This is a genomic window from Vallitalea pronyensis, assembly GCF_018141445.1.
Classification (GTDB): domain Bacteria; phylum Bacillota; class Clostridia; order Lachnospirales; family Vallitaleaceae; genus Vallitalea; species Vallitalea pronyensis.
This window is the reverse complement of record NZ_CP058649.1, coordinates 2299931-2321368: the sequence shown is the minus strand read 5'-3', so window position 1 is coordinate 2321368 and position 21438 is coordinate 2299931. Positions and strand designations below refer to the sequence as shown.

The 21438-nt window shown below is 36.7% G+C and carries 19 protein-coding genes and 1 other annotated feature; of the genes, 4 read left to right on the top strand and 15 right to left on the bottom strand.

Annotated elements, in window-relative coordinates; genetic code table 11:
- Nucleotides 1-24 precede the first annotated feature (24 nt).
- Nucleotides 25-1242, bottom strand: coding sequence for an MFS transporter (locus HZI73_RS09505; protein WP_212698010.1), 1218 nt, complete (start codon nt 1240-1242; stop codon nt 25-27).
- A gap of 127 nt (nt 1243-1369) precedes the next feature.
- On the bottom strand, nt 1370-2200 hold the full coding sequence (locus HZI73_RS09500) for a DNA-formamidopyrimidine glycosylase family protein (protein WP_212698009.1): 831 nt from the start codon (nt 2198-2200) through the stop codon (nt 1370-1372).
- A gap of 301 nt (nt 2201-2501) precedes the next feature.
- On the opposite strand from HZI73_RS09500, the gene HZI73_RS09495 reads away from it, so the two are divergent.
- Nucleotides 2502-3992, top strand: coding sequence for a B12-binding domain-containing radical SAM protein (locus HZI73_RS09495; RefSeq protein WP_212698008.1), 1491 nt, complete (start codon nt 2502-2504; stop codon nt 3990-3992).
- 122 nt (nt 3993-4114) lie between these two features.
- A complete protein-coding gene (locus HZI73_RS09490; RefSeq protein ID WP_212698007.1) occupies nt 4115-5146 on the top strand; it encodes a 2-hydroxyacid dehydrogenase in 1032 nt (343 codons plus the stop codon).
- A gap of 85 nt (nt 5147-5231) precedes the next feature.
- Here the strand turns inward: HZI73_RS09490 and pyk are convergent, their stop codons facing one another.
- The 8 genes from pyk to HZI73_RS09450 form a co-directional block, all read right to left on the bottom strand.
- Nucleotides 5232-6656 (bottom strand): pyruvate kinase, encoded by a 1425-nt coding sequence (gene pyk, locus HZI73_RS09485; RefSeq protein ID WP_212698006.1) that lies wholly within the window; start codon nt 6654-6656, stop codon nt 5232-5234.
- A 205-nt stretch (nt 6657-6861) separates the two neighbouring features.
- Nucleotides 6862-7263: a secondary thiamine-phosphate synthase enzyme YjbQ gene (locus HZI73_RS09480; RefSeq protein WP_330619715.1), complete on the bottom strand. Its 402-nt coding sequence runs from the start codon at nt 7261-7263 to the stop codon at nt 6862-6864.
- Nucleotides 7264-7498: 235 nt separating this feature from the next.
- A complete protein-coding gene (locus HZI73_RS09475; RefSeq protein ID WP_212698005.1) occupies nt 7499-8896 on the bottom strand; it encodes a DUF6179 domain-containing protein in 1398 nt (465 codons plus the stop codon).
- A 4-nt stretch (nt 8897-8900) separates the two neighbouring features.
- Entirely contained in the window at nt 8901-9359 is a 459-nt protein-coding gene (locus HZI73_RS09470; RefSeq protein WP_212698004.1) for a DUF6323 family protein, read from the bottom strand.
- Between the two features lie 512 nt (nt 9360-9871).
- Nucleotides 9872-10174 (bottom strand): hypothetical protein, encoded by a 303-nt coding sequence (locus HZI73_RS09465; RefSeq protein WP_212698003.1) that lies wholly within the window; start codon nt 10172-10174, stop codon nt 9872-9874.
- A 1-nt stretch (nt 10175) separates the two neighbouring features.
- Nucleotides 10176-10745, bottom strand: a complete 570-nt coding sequence (locus HZI73_RS09460; RefSeq protein ID WP_246552435.1) for a ferritin family protein — start codon at nt 10743-10745, stop codon at nt 10176-10178.
- A gap of 315 nt (nt 10746-11060) precedes the next feature.
- Complete coding sequence (gene polX / locus HZI73_RS09455; RefSeq protein ID WP_212698002.1) at nt 11061-12758, bottom strand: DNA polymerase/3'-5' exonuclease PolX; 1698 nt, start codon at nt 12756-12758, stop codon at nt 11061-11063.
- 73 nt (nt 12759-12831) lie between these two features.
- Nucleotides 12832-14667, bottom strand: a complete 1836-nt coding sequence (locus tag HZI73_RS09450; RefSeq protein ID WP_212698001.1) for a glycerophosphodiester phosphodiesterase — start codon at nt 14665-14667, stop codon at nt 12832-12834.
- A 139-nt stretch (nt 14668-14806) separates the two neighbouring features.
- Here HZI73_RS09450 and HZI73_RS09445 point away from each other — a divergent pair, with 139 nt between their 5' ends.
- Nucleotides 14807-15505 carry an SOS response-associated peptidase gene (locus tag HZI73_RS09445; protein WP_212698000.1) on the top strand — a complete coding sequence of 233 codons (699 nt, stop codon included), beginning with the start codon at nt 14807-14809 and terminating at the stop codon, nt 15503-15505.
- Between the two features lie 104 nt (nt 15506-15609).
- On the opposite strand, the gene HZI73_RS09440 is transcribed toward HZI73_RS09445, so the two are convergent.
- From HZI73_RS09440 to HZI73_RS09430, 3 genes are all read right to left on the bottom strand, one after another.
- Complete coding sequence (locus HZI73_RS09440; protein WP_212697999.1) at nt 15610-16974, bottom strand: amidohydrolase; 1365 nt, start codon at nt 16972-16974, stop codon at nt 15610-15612.
- A gap of 35 nt (nt 16975-17009) precedes the next feature.
- Nucleotides 17010-17309 (bottom strand): cupin domain-containing protein, encoded by a 300-nt coding sequence (locus tag HZI73_RS09435; protein ID WP_212697998.1) that lies wholly within the window; start codon nt 17307-17309, stop codon nt 17010-17012.
- 147 nt (nt 17310-17456) lie between these two features.
- Nucleotides 17457-17951 carry a flavodoxin family protein gene (locus tag HZI73_RS09430; RefSeq protein ID WP_212697997.1) on the bottom strand — a complete coding sequence of 165 codons (495 nt, stop codon included), beginning with the start codon at nt 17949-17951 and terminating at the stop codon, nt 17457-17459.
- A 288-nt stretch (nt 17952-18239) separates the two neighbouring features.
- Nucleotides 18240-18509 (top strand) — a binding site (T-box leader).
- A 95-nt stretch (nt 18510-18604) separates the two neighbouring features.
- Between HZI73_RS09430 and tyrS the strand changes: the two genes are divergently transcribed.
- The gene (tyrS, locus tag HZI73_RS09425) at nt 18605-19849 is read left to right on the top strand and encodes a tyrosine--tRNA ligase (protein WP_212697996.1); all 1245 of its coding nucleotides are present in this window, start codon (nt 18605-18607) and stop codon (nt 19847-19849) included.
- 176 nt (nt 19850-20025) lie between these two features.
- Here tyrS and HZI73_RS09420 read toward each other — a convergent pair whose 3' ends face one another.
- Together HZI73_RS09420 and HZI73_RS09415 are read right to left on the bottom strand one after the other, a co-directional pair.
- Nucleotides 20026-20802 (bottom strand): ABC transporter permease, encoded by a 777-nt coding sequence (locus HZI73_RS09420; RefSeq protein ID WP_212697995.1) that lies wholly within the window; start codon nt 20800-20802, stop codon nt 20026-20028.
- Nucleotides 20802-21437 (bottom strand): ABC transporter ATP-binding protein, encoded by a 636-nt coding sequence (locus HZI73_RS09415; RefSeq protein WP_212697994.1) that lies wholly within the window; start codon nt 21435-21437, stop codon nt 20802-20804. Before HZI73_RS09415 ends, HZI73_RS09420 begins: the two co-directional genes overlap by 1 nt.
- Nucleotide 21438 lies beyond the last annotated feature (1 nt).

The following is a 21438-nucleotide window of genomic DNA, read 5'->3' as shown; positions in this document are numbered from 1 at the left end:
TTTTTGTATGGCGAGAAAAAATAATTAAACCGCCTTTTCTTTTATACGCGTCGCCACATATAAATTAATAAACGATAACCCAGCAGCAAAAAAGAATATGTATTGGGGCCCCCATGTCCCCCAAACAATACCGCCTGCAAAAGCACACGCAATAGAAACCACATGATCCATACTAATCCCCAATGATAAGGTAGATGTGATATCCGATTGTTCCACGGCTATGGATTTTAAATAAACGGTTCTTATCATACTCATCTGCATGGACATACGGTCAATAATAATCATACCATAAGCCAATAAAACAGGTATGCCAACAAGTTCTAGGTATCCAGTAGCGAAGCCTGCCGTAATAAGCCCATAGGCGGTATAAACCCCAATAAAAGAAATGGCATCAGCGAATAAAAGCTTACGTATACCAAACCTGTCAATCCACCGACCAATGGCAGGAATAAAAAACATCCCAATGAAACTGCCAATAATGGCCAGTACAGCCAGTACATCTGCTTTTTTATTTAGTATTTCAATAAGAACCCATGGTCCATATACAATCATGATCTGCTTTTGAACCCCATTCATAATGGCTAATATGTAATAATATTTATACTCTTTCCGGTATATGGATTTAAATGTTTTTTTCTTAATAAGAGGTTTCTTTAATAACACCATCAGGTAAATAAACAAGCCTATAATCATTAAAAATAAAAGGGCATCGATAACAAAGACATGTTTAATCTTAGTTGTAAAACTAAAAATACCTGTACGAAATCCTATAAATACGATAATACCGCCAATCATGCTAAAAGCTGTAAAGGTGCCTTTGTACTGGCCCATAATCTTACCCACTTGTTTATCATCATCAATGAGCGCTATACCAATGCTGTCTTGCAATGGAAAAAATAAATGCATTCCCATTGAATTAATAAATAGAAAAATAAGCATAACTGAAAAAGTGGGTGTCACAAATCCAAGAACCGCAATACCAATAAAGCTTAGTATCTGAGCAACGATTGATAAACGTATATCACCCATAAAGGATAATGCGGATACCATAAACACGCACAGTATACCTGGTATTTCACGTGGAAATTCAATAAGCCCCCGCTGGAATGGTGTGACTTGATAAGCATCCTTAAAATAATTTCCAAAAATATTATTGGATAATGCTAACGCTAAAGCCGTTAGTGCTAAGATTAAAAAATAGACCCTGACTTCTTTCTTCTTATCTCTAAAAACATTCCCCATTATTCTCGCTTCCTATTCGTTTCAGCTAATTAATATGTTACCGTAACAATTAGTTGATTATAGCATAAAAAGCACCATTAATAAAGAGAATGGTATGGGATTATCTTAGAATAATTAGCATATATGGTTAATCCAGTGGTTGGCAATGCTCGCAGTAATAAATACTACCGCCCATGTAAGCTTTCTTAATAATGGTTCCCCCACATGCTCTACAAGGTTCTTTATAGGCAATTTTACTGAGTTTTGTTTTGTAACCACCTGGACAACCAAACAAATCTTTTTCTGTATCCCGTCCACCATGCATGGTCATTTCATGTAAAGTTGCCTTTATGGCATGAAACAATGTATCGATTTCTTCCTCTGTCAAAGAAGATACTTTTTGTTTAGGATGTATATGGGCATTGAATAAAATATCTTGTAATACCCCATTTCCCAGGCCTGGTATCCTTTGTTCTGTTGCAAGGAGCGCTTTTACACTTTTCTTTTGAACACATGGATCATCCAAAAGACTTGAAAAATACGGTTTATCAAATGCCTCTGTGAGAGGTGATGGCTTTGTTTTTGCAACCTGATAATACATGTTATCATAAGTTCCTTCCTTAAAACACAACATGCCGCCATACATTTGTACAGATGCTATCAATGTGGAATCATCATCAAACTTTATCAGCAGTTGATGCTTTTTAGGGAGCTTCTCCCCTTTCATGATCAACCTTAAGGCAACACCATCCATGAATACGATTCGTATGTCACCTAAACTCACTTCAATAAGACCACCATATGGTTTTGCATTATCAATGACTTTTCCTACTAAACGATGAGCATAATCGTCTGAGTCTTCATAAAACCAAGCGAATTTGTGTGGTGAATGGTTGGCTATGACTTCAGTCACTTCTCTACCCACAAGCCTTTCATTTATTTGATGAGATAATGCAATAACTTCTGGAATTTCAAGCATACATAAAACCTCCCTTTCATATTTGACCATGACTGCCTGTCCTTTTACTAACGTTTATTATACCACATTAATATGACAACTATATGTCATATTTTAACACATTTTTTGAATACTAAGAAATTCTTAAGATAATTACCCGTTCTTTCTTCATATCTACTTGCTATGCTTTTTTTATATCCATGTCATAAGAAGTAGATCACCCACTAGGATCATGCAATAGAATTATAATCTCTATGGGAATAAAGAAGCTTCATTATGTTCAGTATATAAAATAGCACAAGATAAAATGGAGGTATTCAAATTGTCTCGACATATACTTTTAATTGGTTTTTACAACGAAAAAGCTCTTGGCGTCAAATACTTAGCGAATCATTTAATACAACACCATTATTGTGTCCAAACACTATTTTTCAAAAAATTCAATAGTGTTAATCCTAAAAAAGCGACCTCACAAGAACTGGCCTTACTTAAACAATTGATTGATACTTTAAAGCCTTCTTACATTGGCATGAGCGTTATGTCTTCATTGTATCTAGAAACCGTCTATCAAGTGAATGACTGTATACGTGAAGCAACTAAAGCACCTATTATATGGGGAGGTGTCTATCCTACCCTATTCCCTGAAAAATCATTAGACCACGGGGATTATGTTATCCGAGGCGAGGGGGAACAGGCATTGTGCGAACTTCTGGAGGTACTGGAAAATCAAGATAACATCTGTAACGTTATGAACCTTTCCTATAAGCACCATGAACAAGTCGTTCATCATGGGTTAAGACCATTAATTCAGAATCTGGATATTTTAGACTATCCGAAGATAGATCATATACCAACCTACTTTATTGAAGACAATCACTTATCCAAAAAAGACCCTCAGCTCAATGCTTATACTTATGAACTGACTTGCTCCAGGGGCTGTCCCTTTACCTGCTCTTACTGTAGTTCAATTAATTTAAAGCGCTTATATACCGGTAAAGGAGCTTATGTACGTTTTCGCAGCGTTGACAGCATCATCTCCGAGTTAAAAGAGGCTAAAGAAAAAATGCATAATTTAAAAGTGATTCACTTTTGGGATGAAATATTCAATGACCAAGAAGAATGGATTTCAAGCTTTAGTCAACGTTATCGGGAGGAAATTGGTTTACCATTTAATATATGGGGTCATCCCTTAAAAGTAAAGGAAAATGTCATTAAACATCTGGTTGATGCAGGACTACATCAGATTGTGGTGGGTATACAAAGTGGTTCTTACCATATACGTAAAACCATCTTTAATCGTCCAGAAACACAGGAGCAAATCATAACATCCAGCGAGATCCTAGCCCAATATAAAGTACCCGTCGTGATCTATGATTTTATGCTGCAGCATCCTTTTGAATCGCTGAATGATCTCAAAGAAACTTATAAACTCTGTACAAAACTGGCCAAACCTTTTAAACTGCAATTACATGGACTGAATTTCTTACCGGGCACAGATATTGTGGATATGGCTGTACGTGATGGACACCTTACCAAAGACCAATTGGATAAAATCATGTACAGTTCCATCAAAGAGCAATATGACATGTATTGGGGACCTGCTGCCATGAACATCATGCATAATAATCAGGTTTGGATTGCCCTCATCTATTTAACGCAATTTAAAAAACTACGTTATCTGGTGAAACGCCTTATGCATAAAGCCGAAAAGCAAGAAGCTGAAAAATTCATACTAATGGTCTATAAATTTATGAAAAAATATGCGCGAGCTATGGACCTAGCTCATAAAGCTCGTTTAGCTTATAAACATTAAACACATATCTCAATATAAGTATCCTTAATGACATTATTTGACTTTTTTCTTAGTTTACACTATAATTGTAGTCAATTAATAATCATTATCAACTTAAGATATACTAAAAAGAGGTGATTTATATGTTAAAAATAGCATTTTTTGATACAAAACCCTACGATAAGGCTATCTTTGAAGTTTTAAATAAAGATTATCATTTTGACATTACTTTTTTTGAAGTGCGCTTGAATGATAGAACGGTAAAGATGGCTGAAGGTTACGATATTATTTCTATTTTTGTTCAAGACAAAGCTTCCTCAAAAGTCATTGACCAGCTCCATGCCTATGGTGTTAAACTCATTGCCCTTCGATGCGCAGGTTATAATAACGTGAACTTCAAAGCTGCAAAAGATAAAATAAGAGTGGTACATGTGCCTGCTTACTCACCACATGCCATTGCTGAATTCACCATATCCATGATGTTAACCCTTAATCGAAAAATTCATAAAGCCCATAACCGAACAAAAGACCTTAATTTCTCTTTAAGTGGTCTTCTTGGGTTTGATATGTATGGGAAGACCATTGGCATCATTGGTACGGGTAAAATCGCTAAGATTCTCATTAAGATATTACGGGGATTTGATTGTCGCGTCATTGCTTATGACCCTTATCCCGATCATGAAGCAGCTGCATCACTGGACTATACGTACGTGGCCCTTCAGCAACTCTTTAAAGAAAGTGATATTATTTCACTGCATTGTCCTTTAACCAAAGACACAGAATATATTATTAACGCTTCAAGCATTAACCAAATGAAGGATGGGGTTATGATAGTTAATACTGGACGGGGTAAACTCATCCAGTCTAAAGACCTTATTGAGAGCTTAAAATCCCATAAAGTAGGTAGTGCTGCATTGGATGTCTATGAAGAAGAAGACAAGTATTTTTATGAGGATTTCTCTGTTGAAGGGGTACAAGATGATATTCTCTCACGCTTGATTACATTTCCCAATGTACTTGTTACATCCCATCAAGCCTACTTCACAAAAGAAGCTCTAAATAATATTGCTGCAACCACACTTAAAAGCATGAAGCAGTTTGAGGATAGGAAAACCCTTGAACACGAAATTGCGTATGTTTGTGATGAAAATGGTTGTGCCATCAAGCAATTATAGCATAATATAAGGGACTATCTCATAAAAGCATGCTCACGTTAATTGCTTTATGGGACAATCCCTTTTTATTAGAAGATATGGCTATTTAATCCACTTCTTGAACCTTCATCAGGTTGGTGCGACTTCCTTCCGCTAATGGTACACCTGCTGTAATAACAACCAAATCCTTAGACTGAACGATATTAAGTTCTCGAGCCATCATTAGGGACTTGTAAAACAATACATCTGTTGATGTCTCTTTTTTGAGAAATAAAGGTGTCACACCCCATAATATCTGCATCTGCCTTCTTGTTTTTTCACTACTTGTTAAAGCAATGATATCAACTCTTGGTCGATACATGGAGATCATACGGGCAGTATTACCACTGAATGTTGGGCATATGATGGCCTTAGCTCCTAGATGCATTGCTGTGGAATAAGCAGAATAGCTCACAGCATTCGTAATACTTTTTTCACGTTGTTTACAAATTAGCTGTGGCTCGTAGGTTGGTAAATTCTCTGATGCTTTAGCGATCTTAGTCATGACTTTTACCGCTTCTATAGGATAAGCTCCTGCTGCTGTTTCACCAGACAGCATAATAGCATCTGTTCCATCAATAACAGCATTAGCCACATCAGATACTTCTGCTCTGGTTGGTCTTGGGTTCTTAATCATGGAATCCAACATCTGAGTAGCTGTAATAACAGGTAATTCAGCTTTGTTACAATGCTCAATAATCATTTTCTGTGTGATAGGAATCATCTCTGTGGGTGTTTCAACACCTAAATCTCCTCGTGCAATCATGATGGCATCAGAAACTTCAATGATCTCGTCAATGTTGTCCACACCTTGCTGATTCTCAATCTTGGAAATAATTTTTACGTCTTTACCACCATTACTATCAATAAACTTACGAATCTCTAATACATCTTCCTTTTTGCGAATAAATGATGCTGCAATAAAATCAATGTCATGTTTTAACCCATATAAAATATCATCACAATCTTTGTCCGTAATGGCTGGAAGATGGATATCCACATTCGGTACATTAATACCTTTTTTATCCTTCACAACACCGCCATTTTTAACCGTACAATAGATGTTTTTCTTAGCGGCATCTACTCTAAAAACTTCTAATTCAATTAAGCCATCATCAATGAGTACTTTACTACCTGGACGCACATCTTTGTAGAGGGTTGGATATGTAATACAGAATCCTTCGTTGGTTCCTTCATCATCACCTGCTGAAAGGATTAATTCTTGACCAACTTTTAGTGTTGCTTCTCCACCTACAAAATTCTTCGTACGAATCTCAGGTCCTCTTGTATCCATTAATATAGCAACGGGTATGCCTAATTCTTGTCTTACTTCTTCTATGATGTTAATGATTTTTTTGTAGTATTCTTTGTTGCCATGTGATAAGTTAAGACGTGCAATGCTCATGCCATTCTTAACAAGCTCTGTTATGGTCTGCTTGTTCTCACTGGCAGGTCCTATTGTACAAATAATTTTTGTTTTAGCTTTATACATCAAAGGCCTCCTAAACTTTTCAAGTTCTTTACATTCCCCATGAATGTCATAGGAATGTTTGTCGTAATTGTCATCTATCTTTATAGGGAATATAGTCCCCAATAAAAGGCTCATTAATTCTATTTCTATACAATATAAAAGATTTGCCCATCGTATTATAACCGTAAAAATCCATTTTGTAAAGCTAAATATTTTAGCAGCGTTATTATGTTAGTATTTGAATAATATATTTTCTGCGTCTTGGTCCATCAAACTCACAAAAATAAACCCCTTGCCACGTTCCTAACAGTAATTTCCCATCTTTAATGATAATGCTTTCTGAAAATCCCATCATACTGGATTTGATATGAGCAGCAGCATTGCCTTCCATGTGACGATAATTGTCCTCTAATGGCACAATCTTATTCAGTTCCATGAGCATATCTTTGGTCACATCAGGGTCCGCATTTTCATTGATGGTTACACCTGCTGTTGTATGGGGTATAAATATGGTACACAGTCCTTCCTGAATACCTTTTTCACGAATGAACCCTTGGATTTGATGGGTAATGTCTTTCATTTGTGTATGACTGTTGGTCTGAATACTATAAGTTGTTGTAATCATCATCTTTCCTCTTTTCTTTCTCTTATAGGAAAATCCTTTAAGTCAGCATAAGAAATAAACGTATTTTCATATGCCTTAAGGATACTTTCCTTACGAAGCAACTTCCTTCGCAAGACGCCACATAGTCGCTTTGTTCTATAGTATCTACCCTTTCTTGCCTATTTATCTCTATTATAATACAATTTGGCTTTTTTTGTAAATTAATTAACGCATATTTAACACAAAAAAATCGTATTGCTTACATCTGCATATCATATTCATTCATGAAGTCTGTCACGATACACAATCGTTCACGATCTAACTGCTTAATATAATCATCTAAATACCACTGCCATGGCTCTTCTAATTGGAGATGCTCTAGATTCATAATATCCACTTGTTCTAAACGTAGTGCATCATGATAAATAATTTTACCCAGTATAGCTAATTCCATATCCTCAATGGTTTCATATAACTTGGTATATTCATCATCAAACAAACAATCTGCTTTTAACACATCCACAAAATCCACCAGTGACGTCATATTTTCTTTTATGAGCTTTATTTTGTCCTCCCATGTTGCACAATCAATGATGGACTCTACCAACTTTTTAAATGTCTCATCATCCATCTTCTCTTTATTGTCCATCAATACCACTTGTTTTTTGCTTTTTTCTTGTTCCACGATAATAAAGTACGCTAGATTAATTTTACGGTTTTGCAATAATTGATGTATAAACTTTTCTTTATACCGATTTATATACTGAATAACCCTACTCTCACTTATCTCTAATTCTAGAACAAACCGATCAAATAAATCATCCACTAAACGATTCACTTGATGATCCTGAAGCAGGCTGAGTTCTTTTTCAATAACAGCATATTGCATCTTTGTTATCTGAAGTTCTCTATTGGTATTGTCAAGCATTAAGCAAAAAATATATTGATTAACGATAAGCTCAAAGACATTTATTAAAGCCTCTTTATAAGCTATCTTATACATGTCACCATAATTTTCAAGGAGTCTTTCTACATGGTCTAGAGAAAAATACCCACAAACTGTATTTTCTATGTCTAGATGTTCTACATATTGCTTAATGTATAATATGCCTTCAATACCCATATCATCTATTGCCAATGGATAATCAATGTTGCACATGGTATCATGAGCACCAAAAAGGACATTATACAGCTTAAAGAATTGACCTAATCCATCTGTTATGGTATCTTGATAGGCTATCATGTCCAATGCTAAACGATTTTCTTTAACACTTTCATAGTGTGCCTTACAGGTCTCAACCATCTTATGCACATAAGCAAGACCTTCCTCATAGACTTTTTGAACACCCATGTCTTTTAGCTGAGCCACATGTTTGCCTGGTTCTTCTATTTCAGTAAAATAAAGATCCATCACATAGTAGATAGAGCACATAATATTCTCAGCAACTTCTACTTTAACAGATGAACTCTCCCCAAAGGTATATTTCACAAGCAGTTTTTTCAGTATCTCTAATACATCCTGTTGATAGTCCCTAACACGTTGTGGTTGAAGGAGTCCTTCATGAATGCCTTGTGCCATAAGGGATAGGGTATATTGGGATGTGCCTATTTTCTCATTTTCAAGCTTGAGGGATTTCATGATATGGTTGGTTTTCATACAGTCACTTCCCTCCTCTATAGAATTCATCCCATTGATACTGAATACGTTGATGTCGAGTAAAGTTTTCGATTTCCCTGCCTTGTAACAAGTCAATGGAACCTCGGCAATTATTTTCAAAAAAATCTTTGATAATGTCTAACAATTCATCATCGCTGATTTGATCCTCTGTCTCATTCTTCATATAGTAAAATACGTCTTGTAATGCCATTAAGGTTAGCATATAGTCATCTTGTTCAATAAACGGCGACATATAGAAATAATCAATTAATTTTTTCATTACCTCATTTCCCAACTCAATACGCCCATGCCCCTTTAGTAAACGATTTCTCTCTTCTATCAATTGCATCACTTGGTGAGACGAAAGCACTAACCCATATGCCCTTGTCATCTCATTCAATGCTACAATGTCCTGAACTTGCTTTTCTCTTGCACTCTCCTGAATAATAAGTGGTAATTTCATATACTCCCTCCAAACTTTTCAAACTTTTTTCTTAAAAAGCCTTGACACCAATCTTTTTTTATGTTATATTAATAATGGATATTTATGTTTTATTGCATTATACTCTAAAAACATTTATTTGTCAACGCTATAAAGAGGATTATACATTAATGATCATAATAAAAAACCACGCAATCTTCATTAAAGATTTTGTGGTTTTATTGATGTCCTCTAATCATCACATGGTCTAATTGCTTACATTTAATTGTACTGCTCATTATCTCCATCTTTCAAATCACCATTCATTATACGTAATATAAAGTACCCTATCAACATGGCAATACCGGTAAACAGAGCATATTTCATCAGTTTAATAATCATATCCATCATCATTCCCCCTTTGCTTATTATACATATAGTATACGTATATTTATACGCACATACCATTCAATTATCTTACATATTAGAGGACAACCTTACATCATTGTAAGAAAGATATCGACATTTCTACATAATAAGATTATACCATTATATTATTCACGATAGCCGCAATATGGACATGAAACCAATGCGGAATCATATTTTTTATGACAATGATTACATGTATTCAATGCATGACTAACATTTACCGGTCTTTGGTTATTCTCTACAATACGTAAGTCTGCTCTTATATCTTCTTGATTGATTAAGATTTTTCCTAATGCAAAGAAAATAAGCGCTTTTGCAAATCCAGTAGCATTCACTGCTAAGAACGCCGTTAAGGAACCTGTTTGAATGCCCATAATAAAATGAGCCACTATGATAATCCCCCCGACACCATACAACAATATGGCCATTTTAATCCCCCTTAGCTTGTATCTCTGTGATTTTAACATGTTCTGTCTCCACTTCCATCAAGCCTCTAAAAATCTTCTGGATGACTTCAGGTACTTGATCATAGTACCGTTTATAAAAGGCTATGGCATGGATTTCTCTTTTATGTGCTTCTGCTAATAACAATGCGTCGGTATGATGCCTTGAATAATCCGGTAACCTTAACGATGGTAATGCATCAAATCCACCCAGTATTTTATGTACGCTTGCATGCATCCATTCGATTTTACTAAGTTCTTGAAACAACACATGCAAATCCTTGGACTTGGCCTGTTTACTGGCTTCTTCATAGAATTCGCTGTTGAATACTTCTAATTTCATGGCCATATCTAATATTTTTTGAACTTTATAAGAATGACCCTCTGCTGCGTAAACATGTTCATCTTGGCTACCTAAATGTGTTTCCATTGCCCCACAAAATGGGCAGCGCAGAATCAGCTGATCTGTATTTTCATCTGTGAATGTGGAAGCATTCAATTGATAATTCTTGTTGTTAATTGTCATACCACAAATCAAACATTTTGATTTTGTCACGCCATCAACTCCTTAGGTCCTTTTCACATTTTTATTCTATGCCGTTGGCTATTGCTTACAATGTATTCGTATTTTATTGTTTAAGCCATTTTTATAATTGTATCGTTTATGCTATGCATAATGGTTAATCACTTATCCTATGCCATACAGTGAAATGTACTGTTTATTATAATGTATTGAAGGATATTATACCATTAATTTTACATTAAATAATAAACCCAAGTCAACTTTCAAAGTACAATTTAACAATCAAAGCCTTGATAGCTAATCGTTTAAAGAATCATGAAACACATGTGGACTTTATAACATGCATGCTTATTGCCACACATTATCTTGATGACGTGTATTGATAATGTTATCTTTTTCCAACCATCCTTTTCTTGCTACTTGAATACCATAATTCATATAATCCAGCTCTTTTATACTGTGAGCATCTGGCGATATAATAAAGCGAGCACCTTGTTCCTTGGCCCACTTCATGTAACGCCAATCCATATCCAGACGATAAGGGTTCGCATTAATTTCAATGATCACTTCATGGGCTATGCATGCTTCAATGATTTTTTTAACATCTAATTTATAGCCTTCCCTTCTGAGTAATAAACGGCCTGTTGGATGACCCCATATGGTCATATAAGGGTTCTGTACAGCTTCCATCATACGTTTTGTCATCTTTTCTTCTGTCATGTTAAAAGCACTATGGATAGAACCAATGACAAAGTCCAAAGATTCAAGAATGGTGTCCGGATAATCCAATGCACCATCTAATAAAATGTCGGATTCAATACCTTTAAATATTTTAAAATCCCTGTATTGCTCGTTTAAGCGATCAATTTCCTCATGTTGTCTTTTTAATTGTTCTACTGTGAGTCCACCTGCATAAACAGCCGTTTGACTATGGTCCGATATACCAAGGTAGTGATACCCTTTTGACATACAGCCTTTTACTAATTCTTCTATGGTAGCATTTCCATCACTATATTGAGAATGGACATGAATAATGCCTTTTATATCACTTCCCTCAACCAGATGAGGTAACGTATGTGCTTGTGCTGCTTCAAGTTCACCATGGTTCTCTCGAAGCTCTGGGGGAATATAATCCATCTGGAAAACCCTAAAAATTTCCTTTTCATTGGTGCAGGGTATCAGATTTTCTCCTCGAAATATACCGTATTCATTCATTTTTAACCCTTCTTGTTTTGCTATATGTCTGAGGGCAGCATTATGATCTTTACTACCTGTAAAATGATGCAGGGCATAAGGGTATTGTTCATCACTCACAACTCTTAGGTCAGCCTTGATACCATTTTGCAAAAGAACGCTTGTCTTGGTATCCCCTTGTCCAATAATGCCTTCTACATAAGGGTGTGCCACAAATGCTTCCATGGTTTTGGCAGGTTCATGACTGCTTGCAAGGATATCGATATCCTTGATAATTTCATGCTTACGTCTTAAGCTGCCTGCGATATCACATCGTATAACAGACCCCGATTCCTGCATGTGTTTGAGTAAATCCCGTCCAATAAGATGCCCTACTGGATAATGAAACCGTTCATCATAATCTTGCAGACGTTCAATACCTTCTAATATTTTCTCCTGGGTTTTTCGGCTAAAGCCGGGTAATCCTGTTAGCTTATTCTCCTGACAAGCCTTTGTCAGCTCTTCCACTGTAGCAATACCTAATTTATCATACAGTGTCATAATCTTTTTAGGTCCCAACCCATCAATTCGAAGCATCTGAACAAGCCCTTCAGGAATAGAGGCTTTCAAACGGTTATAGTAGGCTAATTCCCCTGTTGTCACTAATTCTGTAATTTTTTGATTAAGGGCTTTACCAATGCCTTTGATGGTTTCTAGGCGTCTTTCCCTAACAAGGTCTTCAATGTCGTCTTCCATTTTTTCCAATGTTCTGGCAGCATCATAGTAGGCTTTTGATTTAAAATAACTTTCACCTTTTACTTCTAACAATAACCCAATCTCTTTCAATACAGCGATTACCTGCTTCTTATTCATCCTTTTCACCTCATTGACTTATTCTCTATTAGCTTCTCCAAAAAGTTCAAAAAAATAAGGTGCAGTCTCATCCTTACAAAGTGGAAGAGATGACACCATCAATAAAGCTGGTCCATTGGTCTTCATTTAATTGTTCAATGATTTCTCTTAGTACTGCATCATAATCCGTTATGATATTATCCACACCCAATAATACCATGGCTTCCATATCACTTTTGTTATTAACGGTCCAAACATGCACCTCACGTCCCAATAGATGAGCATTAGCTATAAATTTTTCATTCACATTGGTCATTTCAACACTATAAAAATCAACATGGATATCTTGCAAATCACCTAACGCAACATACATGATATAGCCTGTTTTAATCTGTGGTTCAAGTGCTTCTACCCGTTGTATCATGTTATAATCTAAAGATGTAACCACACAGGATTCCATTAGGTTATTTTCTTTTATGGTATGAATGACTTGTCTGATGAAATTTTCATCATCACCTTTGCCTTTTAACTCAATGTTTAATCCAATATGACCCTTGGTTAATTCAATGACCTCTTGGAGGGTTGGCACTTTTTCACCTGCATAGGCCTCATCAAACCAACTACCAGCATCCAGCTTCTTAATTTCTTCAAGGGTCATCTCAGCAGGTAAGCCAGCCACACCCGTTGTGCGTTTGAAACTCCGATCATGTAATAAGATTAGTTGATGGTCTTTGGTTCGTTGTACATCGATTTCTACAAAGTCAGCTTCATGTGCCATGGCAACTTTAATAGCTGCTAACGTATTCTCAGGGGCATTCACTGAACTGCCACGATGAGCCGTTACATGTACATCGATTGTTACCTCATCCATATCATATAAAATAACCGTTGTAATAACCGTAGCAATAAGCATACCTGCTATAATCATACTGGTAATAACCTTAGGTTTTGATAACCATGTATCCAGTTTACTGGTATGCATTTTCTTGGATTTAAGATTAAGGGGTTTTGCTGTTCTTTCGGATATACCATAATATAAACGTGTGAATAGGTGCACTTCAATGGGAAGCACGATAAAGCTGACAGCAAAAATATATACCACAATCAACCCTACAAAACCAGCAAATATAACATCAGGGATATCCGCCCGGATATCAAATACTAACAACACACCTACACCAATCATACAGATTACAATAAAAAAAACAACTGCTAATAAAAGGAGCAAAGCATTCACACCAATGGTTAAACCCATTAACTTCTTCCAATGTGTTACCACCATTTGCTTACTTAATTTAATCGCTTTTAAGGCTGGCATATTATGGAACATAATCAAATGTAATGAAAATCCCCATAGAATGGATAACACAATGAGGATCACAAATAAAACACCATGAAAAACCCATAAGAGATCATTTTGACCAATGTAATCCAAGATAAAACCTGGGATTTCAATGGTAGTGATTAAACTGGTCTGATAACCAATATCTAACCATGGTGTTAGGATTAACACATAAAATAGAATCAATAACCCCCCGACCCCCAATAAATTCTTAAAATGCTTAAGGGCAGCCAACACAATGGTATCATAACGACTTTCTTTTTCCTTGTTATACACTTGATGACTGATAATAATTAACCCGCCAAGTTCAATGAGTACCACCGAAATGGCTAATAATAATGTGACAATAATGGATACTACCCCTTGTGGTGTGACAAGGTATTTTAACAATAACCCATTATACACACTAGTCCTCCCTTGACTTCTTAAGATATAACTTAGAATAATTTTGAAAGCAGGCACCATAATAATACCAATAAGAAATTTGGTGATGAGCTGATATTTAATAAAGCGCATATAGCTCCAACGGAAATCGGACAGCATGGCTTTGTATTCCCTAGTTATGGTTTGTAAGTACTTTTTCATCATGATGTATGACTCCCTTATGCTTTGGTGTAGACTTCTAGATAAACATCATGCATAAACAAGCTGTTTATCTGCATTACATTATTTGCTATAATAGTAGGTGAACTCCATGCTGTTAATCCAATAGAAGGAAGGTATGTGTATGTGTGGCCGTTTTGTTCTTACCCTTGATTTTAAAGTATTAATGGATATTCTAAAAGGTCGATTTCATATAGAGGATTTGCCCGATCATCACCAATATGAACCACGTTATAACATTGCACCCAGTCAGCCGGTTCTCTCTGTCATTGACCATCGCCAACAAGCACGTGTTGGCTATTTAAAATGGGGCTATATACCTTCTTGGGCTAAGGATGAAAAAATAGGTTATAAAATGATTAATGCAAGAAGCGAATCCATTGACACAAAGCCAGCTTATCGCTATGGTTTCTTGCAAAGACGTTGTTTAATCTTATCCAATGGTTTCTATGAATGGAAAAAAAATGGACGTCATAAAACACCCATGTTTATCCATTTAAAGGATAAAAAACTCTTCACCATGGCTGGACTATACAGTGTATATTATAATCAAGCCGGTGAAAAAATAAGTACCTGTACCATTATTACAACCCAACCCAATACATTGATGACTTCCATTCATGATCGTATGCCTGTTATCCTAGATGAAGCAAGTGAACAGCAATGGCTGGATTCACAGATTAAAGACCCTGTTTATCTAAAATCCCTTTTGAAACCATTTCCAAGCCATCTGATGAAAGCTTATGGTGTATCGTCTTTGGTTAACTCACCTAAAAATGAGCATCCTGATTGTATTGAGCCTTTCCAAGAAACATTATTCTAATGCTATGCTTGATACATCATACCATGAAAAAGATTGGTGAGGCTATTTTGTGATTTTATTCACAAACCGTCTTTGTTTTCTTTTGCATGCATGACTCCCATGTATTATTCACATGGTTTCATACGATGGGGTAATGTAATGCCTGCTCGCTTCACAATCTCATCCCCATGTTTTCTTGCATCATATAACACTTTTTCTTCATCGATGGTCATTAACTGCTTCTCTTTCATTAACCATTTACCGTTACACATGGAATAGGTGACATTGGATGCATGCATACCATATACCACGTTGGCAACAGGGTCATGAAGGGGTATGGAACCAATGGCATGAGGGTCAAGTATAATTAAATCTGCTTTTTTATTGACTTCTAGACTACCTATTTCATCATCCCATAGAAGGGATTTGGCACCATTCATGGTGGCCATCTCCATGACCTGTTCAGCAGGTACTACCTTGGGGTCAAGGGTTCTGCCTTTGTGAATCAATGAGGTGAGATACATCTCATCCATCATATCCATTCGGTTATTAGAAGGCGCACCATCTGTACCAATGGATACAGGTATCCCTTTTTGCAGCATTTCTGGAATGCGTGCAAAACCTAATACAACCTTCATCGCGGCACCTGGATTATGGGATACTTTTACATCGTACAGTTTAAAGAAGTCAATCTCCCGATCTGTAAGCCATACGGTGTGAACAGCTAATAAATTACGATCTAGAATGCCGAGATTCGCCAAATGTTCCACGGTACTAGCCCCTCTTGAGGCTTTTGCAAACCGAATCTCCTCTTCTATTTCTGCCACATGCATATGAATGCCTACATGATACTTATCTGCCAGTTCCTTGGTTCTGACCATCAGTTCATCACTGGCATTAAACATGGTCCGAATACCAAACCAATAACGGATACGTCCTTCCGCCTGGTTGTGCCATTTGTTATACAAAGCAATCTGTTTATCCAAACTTGTATCCGTGGATTCCTGCCATTTTGTGGGTAAACCTTCACCTTGGTCCATGGTTGAACGACAAAGAATACCTCTCAGCCCTGCTTCAGTAACTGCCCTTCCCATACCATCTACTTCTTGACCACCAGCTTCTGCAAAACATGTAACACCAGAACGAATGAGCTCTGTGCAGCAAGCTAAAGAAGATATATAGGAATCCTCTAGGGTCATTTCACTTTCATAAGGCCAAATACGTTCTCTTAACCAGGTTAAAAGGTCCACATCATCAGCTAAGCCCCTTGCTAACTGCTGTGATAAATGAACATGGGTATTCACAAGTCCAGGCATGACAATTTTACCTGCTGCATCCAGTATATCAGCATCTGGGCTTATCTGACTTCTATCCACATGACCAATTTCTTTAATATGATCATCTTCAATGAGTATATCTGCTTTTGCATAAACATCCTTGTTAGGATTCATGGTTATGATATAACCATTTTGTATCAGCGTATGTTTCATATAACACCACTTCCTTTTGTCAAATTTTTATGTCCTTAGCGTTTAATAACAAATAACTCTACAGGTTCTTGGGAACCATTTCCCAGAATGGAGGGAATACCTTTGGGTACCTCCACAACCTGTCCTGAGTTGTAGGTCATTTTTTCCTGATTGGCTAGTGTTATATCTAAATGACCTTTTATAATAATGATACATACCTCAGCATCTGTTGGGTGTTTTGGGAAATATTTATCTGGCTGAATAATCACATGGTTGAGGCGCATGTCCTCTCGCTCAATAATCTTTTCAAATAAATCTGTAGCTTCTTTTGTGTAGTTGTATACTTTTTCAATCATTCAATCGTTCTCCTTAGACCTGCCATGTTTACCATATGGTGGTTATGTTGACATACCCCTTTACATCTACCTTATCCTACAAATATAATTAATAATATACCATAACTTGTGGTATAATTCGATACAAAATTTATAAAAGATGAGTGCCTAAGCTAATATATCCCCAATCCAAGACCTTATTCTCTCATAAGCTGTTTCTAAACCCTTCTTTTGAGGATCTTGCAGGGCTATTTCACCTATAAAATCATTGCCTTCTAACATTCCCTTCATCTTACCAAAAGTCTTTCCATCACTACCACCTGCCTGGCAACAAAACATCGCAATCTTTTTATTTTTTATCTTTTGTTCCGATAAGAAAGTGTGAAAAACAGGCACATAACGACTTGCCCATACGGGTGTGCCTAAAATGATTGTTTCATATTGGTCAAAGTTATCATCATAGGGCATCAATTCTGGCATACTCCCCATCTTGACTTGTCTTCCACCCCATACAAACTTCATAAAACCCTTTGGCTTCACATCGCTGTTCTTAGGCTTCAATTGTAATACATCACCTCCGGTAATTTTTGCTATCTCTTCAGCCATTAATTTTGTATTGCCTGTTAACGAATAATAAATGATAAGTACTTTACCTTGATTCATATGTGACCCTCCCTTATAGTTCCCAGCTTTAACGGATTTCTTCCAAATGGTAAGATTTGTAAAACTGGCTTATAACTTACTTCTATTTTATAGCATTCCCTTAAATTTGTCATGTATATAGGGCTAAGTCTTAATTTTAATTAAAGAATTATAATCATATATGACAGCATCGCAAGGCACCTTTTACAACTGTATGGCATATAGATAATTAAGTTAAAAAAACACCTTGACAAACATAAAACATTGGCATATAATCATAAGCAACATTTTGAAAAACATCATATTGATGCAAAAACGATGATAAGAAATAGTAAGATTAGCAACGTTTTACAGAGAGTAGCCGGTTGGTGAAAGGCTTCAAACAAGCTAATGTGAATACCTCTTTGAGTTTCCTATCGAAAGACCTATAGGTATGAGTAGACTAGTGACGCTTGGTAGACGTTATCCTACCAGGGCATCCTTTTGAACCATGATTCATCAGCGTGCTTGTTAAGGTTGTTGCCGTAAGGCAGCAATGAATGAAGGTGGTACCACGTGATTGTTACTCTCGTCCTTTTTTATAAGGACGGGAGTTTTTTATTTGTTTAGATGCATTTAACTTTGGCCGAAGTTAAGGACACATTTATTGTATTTTATTATAAGGAGGCTATACCATGAAACATGTATTTGACGTATTAAAAGAAAGAGGTTACATTTACCAAGCAACCCATGAACAAGAGATTATAGAAGCTCTGAATGGTCAACACCCGATTACCTTTTACTTAGGCATAGACCCTACTGCCGATAGTTTGCATATTGGTCACTTTTTTGCACTGATGATGTTTCGTTACTTACAAGATGCAGGTCATCAAGGTATCTTAGTCATTGGCGGGGCAACTGCACTTATTGGTGATCCTAGTGGTAAAAGCGACATGCGTAAAATGCTGACAAAAGAACAGGTAGCTCATAATGTAGAGGAAGTGCGGATTCTAGCCAGTCGCTTTATACGTACAGATGGGGATAATCCTGCCCTTATACTTAATAATGCAGACTGGATTAATCCATACAATTTTGTCGATTTCATGCGTGATATTGGTATTCACTTTAATGTGAACACCATGCTGCAAGCTGACGCTTATGCCAATCGATTAAAAGAAGGTGGTTTAACATTTCTGGAAATGAGTTATATGTTAATGCAATCTTACGATTTTGTACATCTTCATAAAACATATGGGTGTACCTTACAGATTGGTGGTAGTGACCAATGGGGAAATATTGTAGCTGGAACAAACCTAGGGCGGAAGCAGCGTTTCTCCAATGACGAGGCTCATGGACCTATGTTTGGCTTAACCTGCCCTCTGCTTATGACACGAGAAGGCAATAAAATGGGCAAGACAGAATCGGGTACCTTATGGGTAGCTCGAGAGAAAACAACGGTTTTCGATTTTTACCAATACTTTTACAATGTGGATGATTGTGATACCGAAATGCTGTTACGACTGTTCACACATGTACCTCTAGAAGACATCATAGCCATATGTGATAAAGACATTCGTAAAGCGAAGGCTCTTATGGCTTTTGAAATTACAAAATTGGTCCATGGCGAAAAGGAAGCGAACTTAGCCCTACAAACTGCCAAAGAGCTATTTGGGAGAAAATCGTCATCCAAACATATGCCTAAATGTCAACAAGATAAATCCCTTATTATGAACGGTGTGGCACTGATCGACTTATTGTTTACTACAGGTTTTGTACCTTCTAAATCAGAGGCTAGGCGGCTTATTACTCAGGGTGGTATTTCCGTCAATGGGGAGAAAATCCCCCAGGCTGATCACATCCTAACCCTGAATGACCTGCAAGATGACCATCTCATTATTAAACGAGGCAAAAAACATCACCTTAAGGTCATGTTTCATTAGAAAAAGCCCCTCTATCGTGTTAATATCTTAGATAATAAGGCTGTTGGAGCAGAAGGCACTACGTGGCCGTCTTGGCTACTGTAACAGCTCCATTATATCGATAATAACAGGATACAGGGGTTACCCTTTCTGGGTACCAATCACCACGACAATGATTGCAGCATGAAACAAGGTTTCTATATTAATTGACTTTCATCATTAAAAAATGTACTGTGGCTTAACTTCAGCATAATAACCACTGTCAACGCTACTGACCCCAAAATACCCAGCATGATGGCTATTTGATAAGCAATTGCCGTGGTTGGGTCTGCGCCACCTAATATCTGTCCTGTCATCATCCCTGGTAAAAAGATAATGCCCATACCGACCATGGAATTAATGGTAGGAAGAATAGCTGCATCAAAAGCATTGTTAATGACCGTTCTTGAAGCCTTTTGAGGTGTGGCGCCCAAGATTAATGCTTCTTCAATAATAGCCCTTTTAACGGTCATGCCTTCAATTAAAGAATGGATACCTAATGAAATCCCTGTCATGGAATTACCAATCAACATCCCTGCTATGGGTATAAAATAGCGTGGGTCGAACCAAGGGTTAATCCGTATAACAACCAGCAGAAAATATACAATACAGGAAAATGTCCCTATGCTCATAGCCACTGCAATCACTTTTTTTAATGGATGGGATAGTTTGCCCTTAAATTTTTTGAAGATGGTATAAATGGCAAACAGCTCCATTAAGATAATAATACCTATGGTGATGAATGCATTAGGATTATCGAAAACAAACTGTAGAACATACCCTGTTAAGATAAGTTGCAATGTCATGCGAATGGATGACACGATGATTTCCTTTTCTCGATGAATACCACGTCGTTTCACAACAATCAGTACAAAGACGACAAATATATATGCCAATGCTACTTGTATAACTGATAAATCAATAATACCCTTCATTATTCTCCCTCCGATACGCATCTACCGTTTTCAATTCTTATCATTGAATCTGAATACTTGTAGGCTATTTCTTTCGAGTGTGTCACCATAACAAGCGTTTTGTGATTTTCTTTAACAAATCCATAGAACATCTCAATGATTAATTCCTCTGTACTATCATCTAATGCTGACGAAGGCTCATCCAATAAATAGATCGGTGAATCAAGGAGCAAAACCCTCCCTAGGGTTAAACGCTGTTTTTCACCACCTGATAGACGATCTGTTGAATCCGTCAGTTTTTTCTTTAATTGAATGCTATCCAATACCTGTTTTAGCAGAGTATCATCAGGTAACGGTTTTTCTTGAAAACGAAAACCCGCCGTTAGATTTTCCTTAATATTGCCATCAAAGACAATAGGATTCTGAGATAACATGGTGACTTGCTGTCGGTGCGTTATGGTATGAATACGTGTTAGAGGCTTACCATCAAACATAATCTCGCCATGGGTAGGGGAAATCATCTTATTCAGTAATCGTAAGATGGTGGTCTTGCCACCACCGCTTTCACCAATTAATGTTGTTATCTCACCCTTTTTAATGACTAAGGATGGTATATCAATAATATCCTTATACCTGACATCTTTAAATTCAAACATC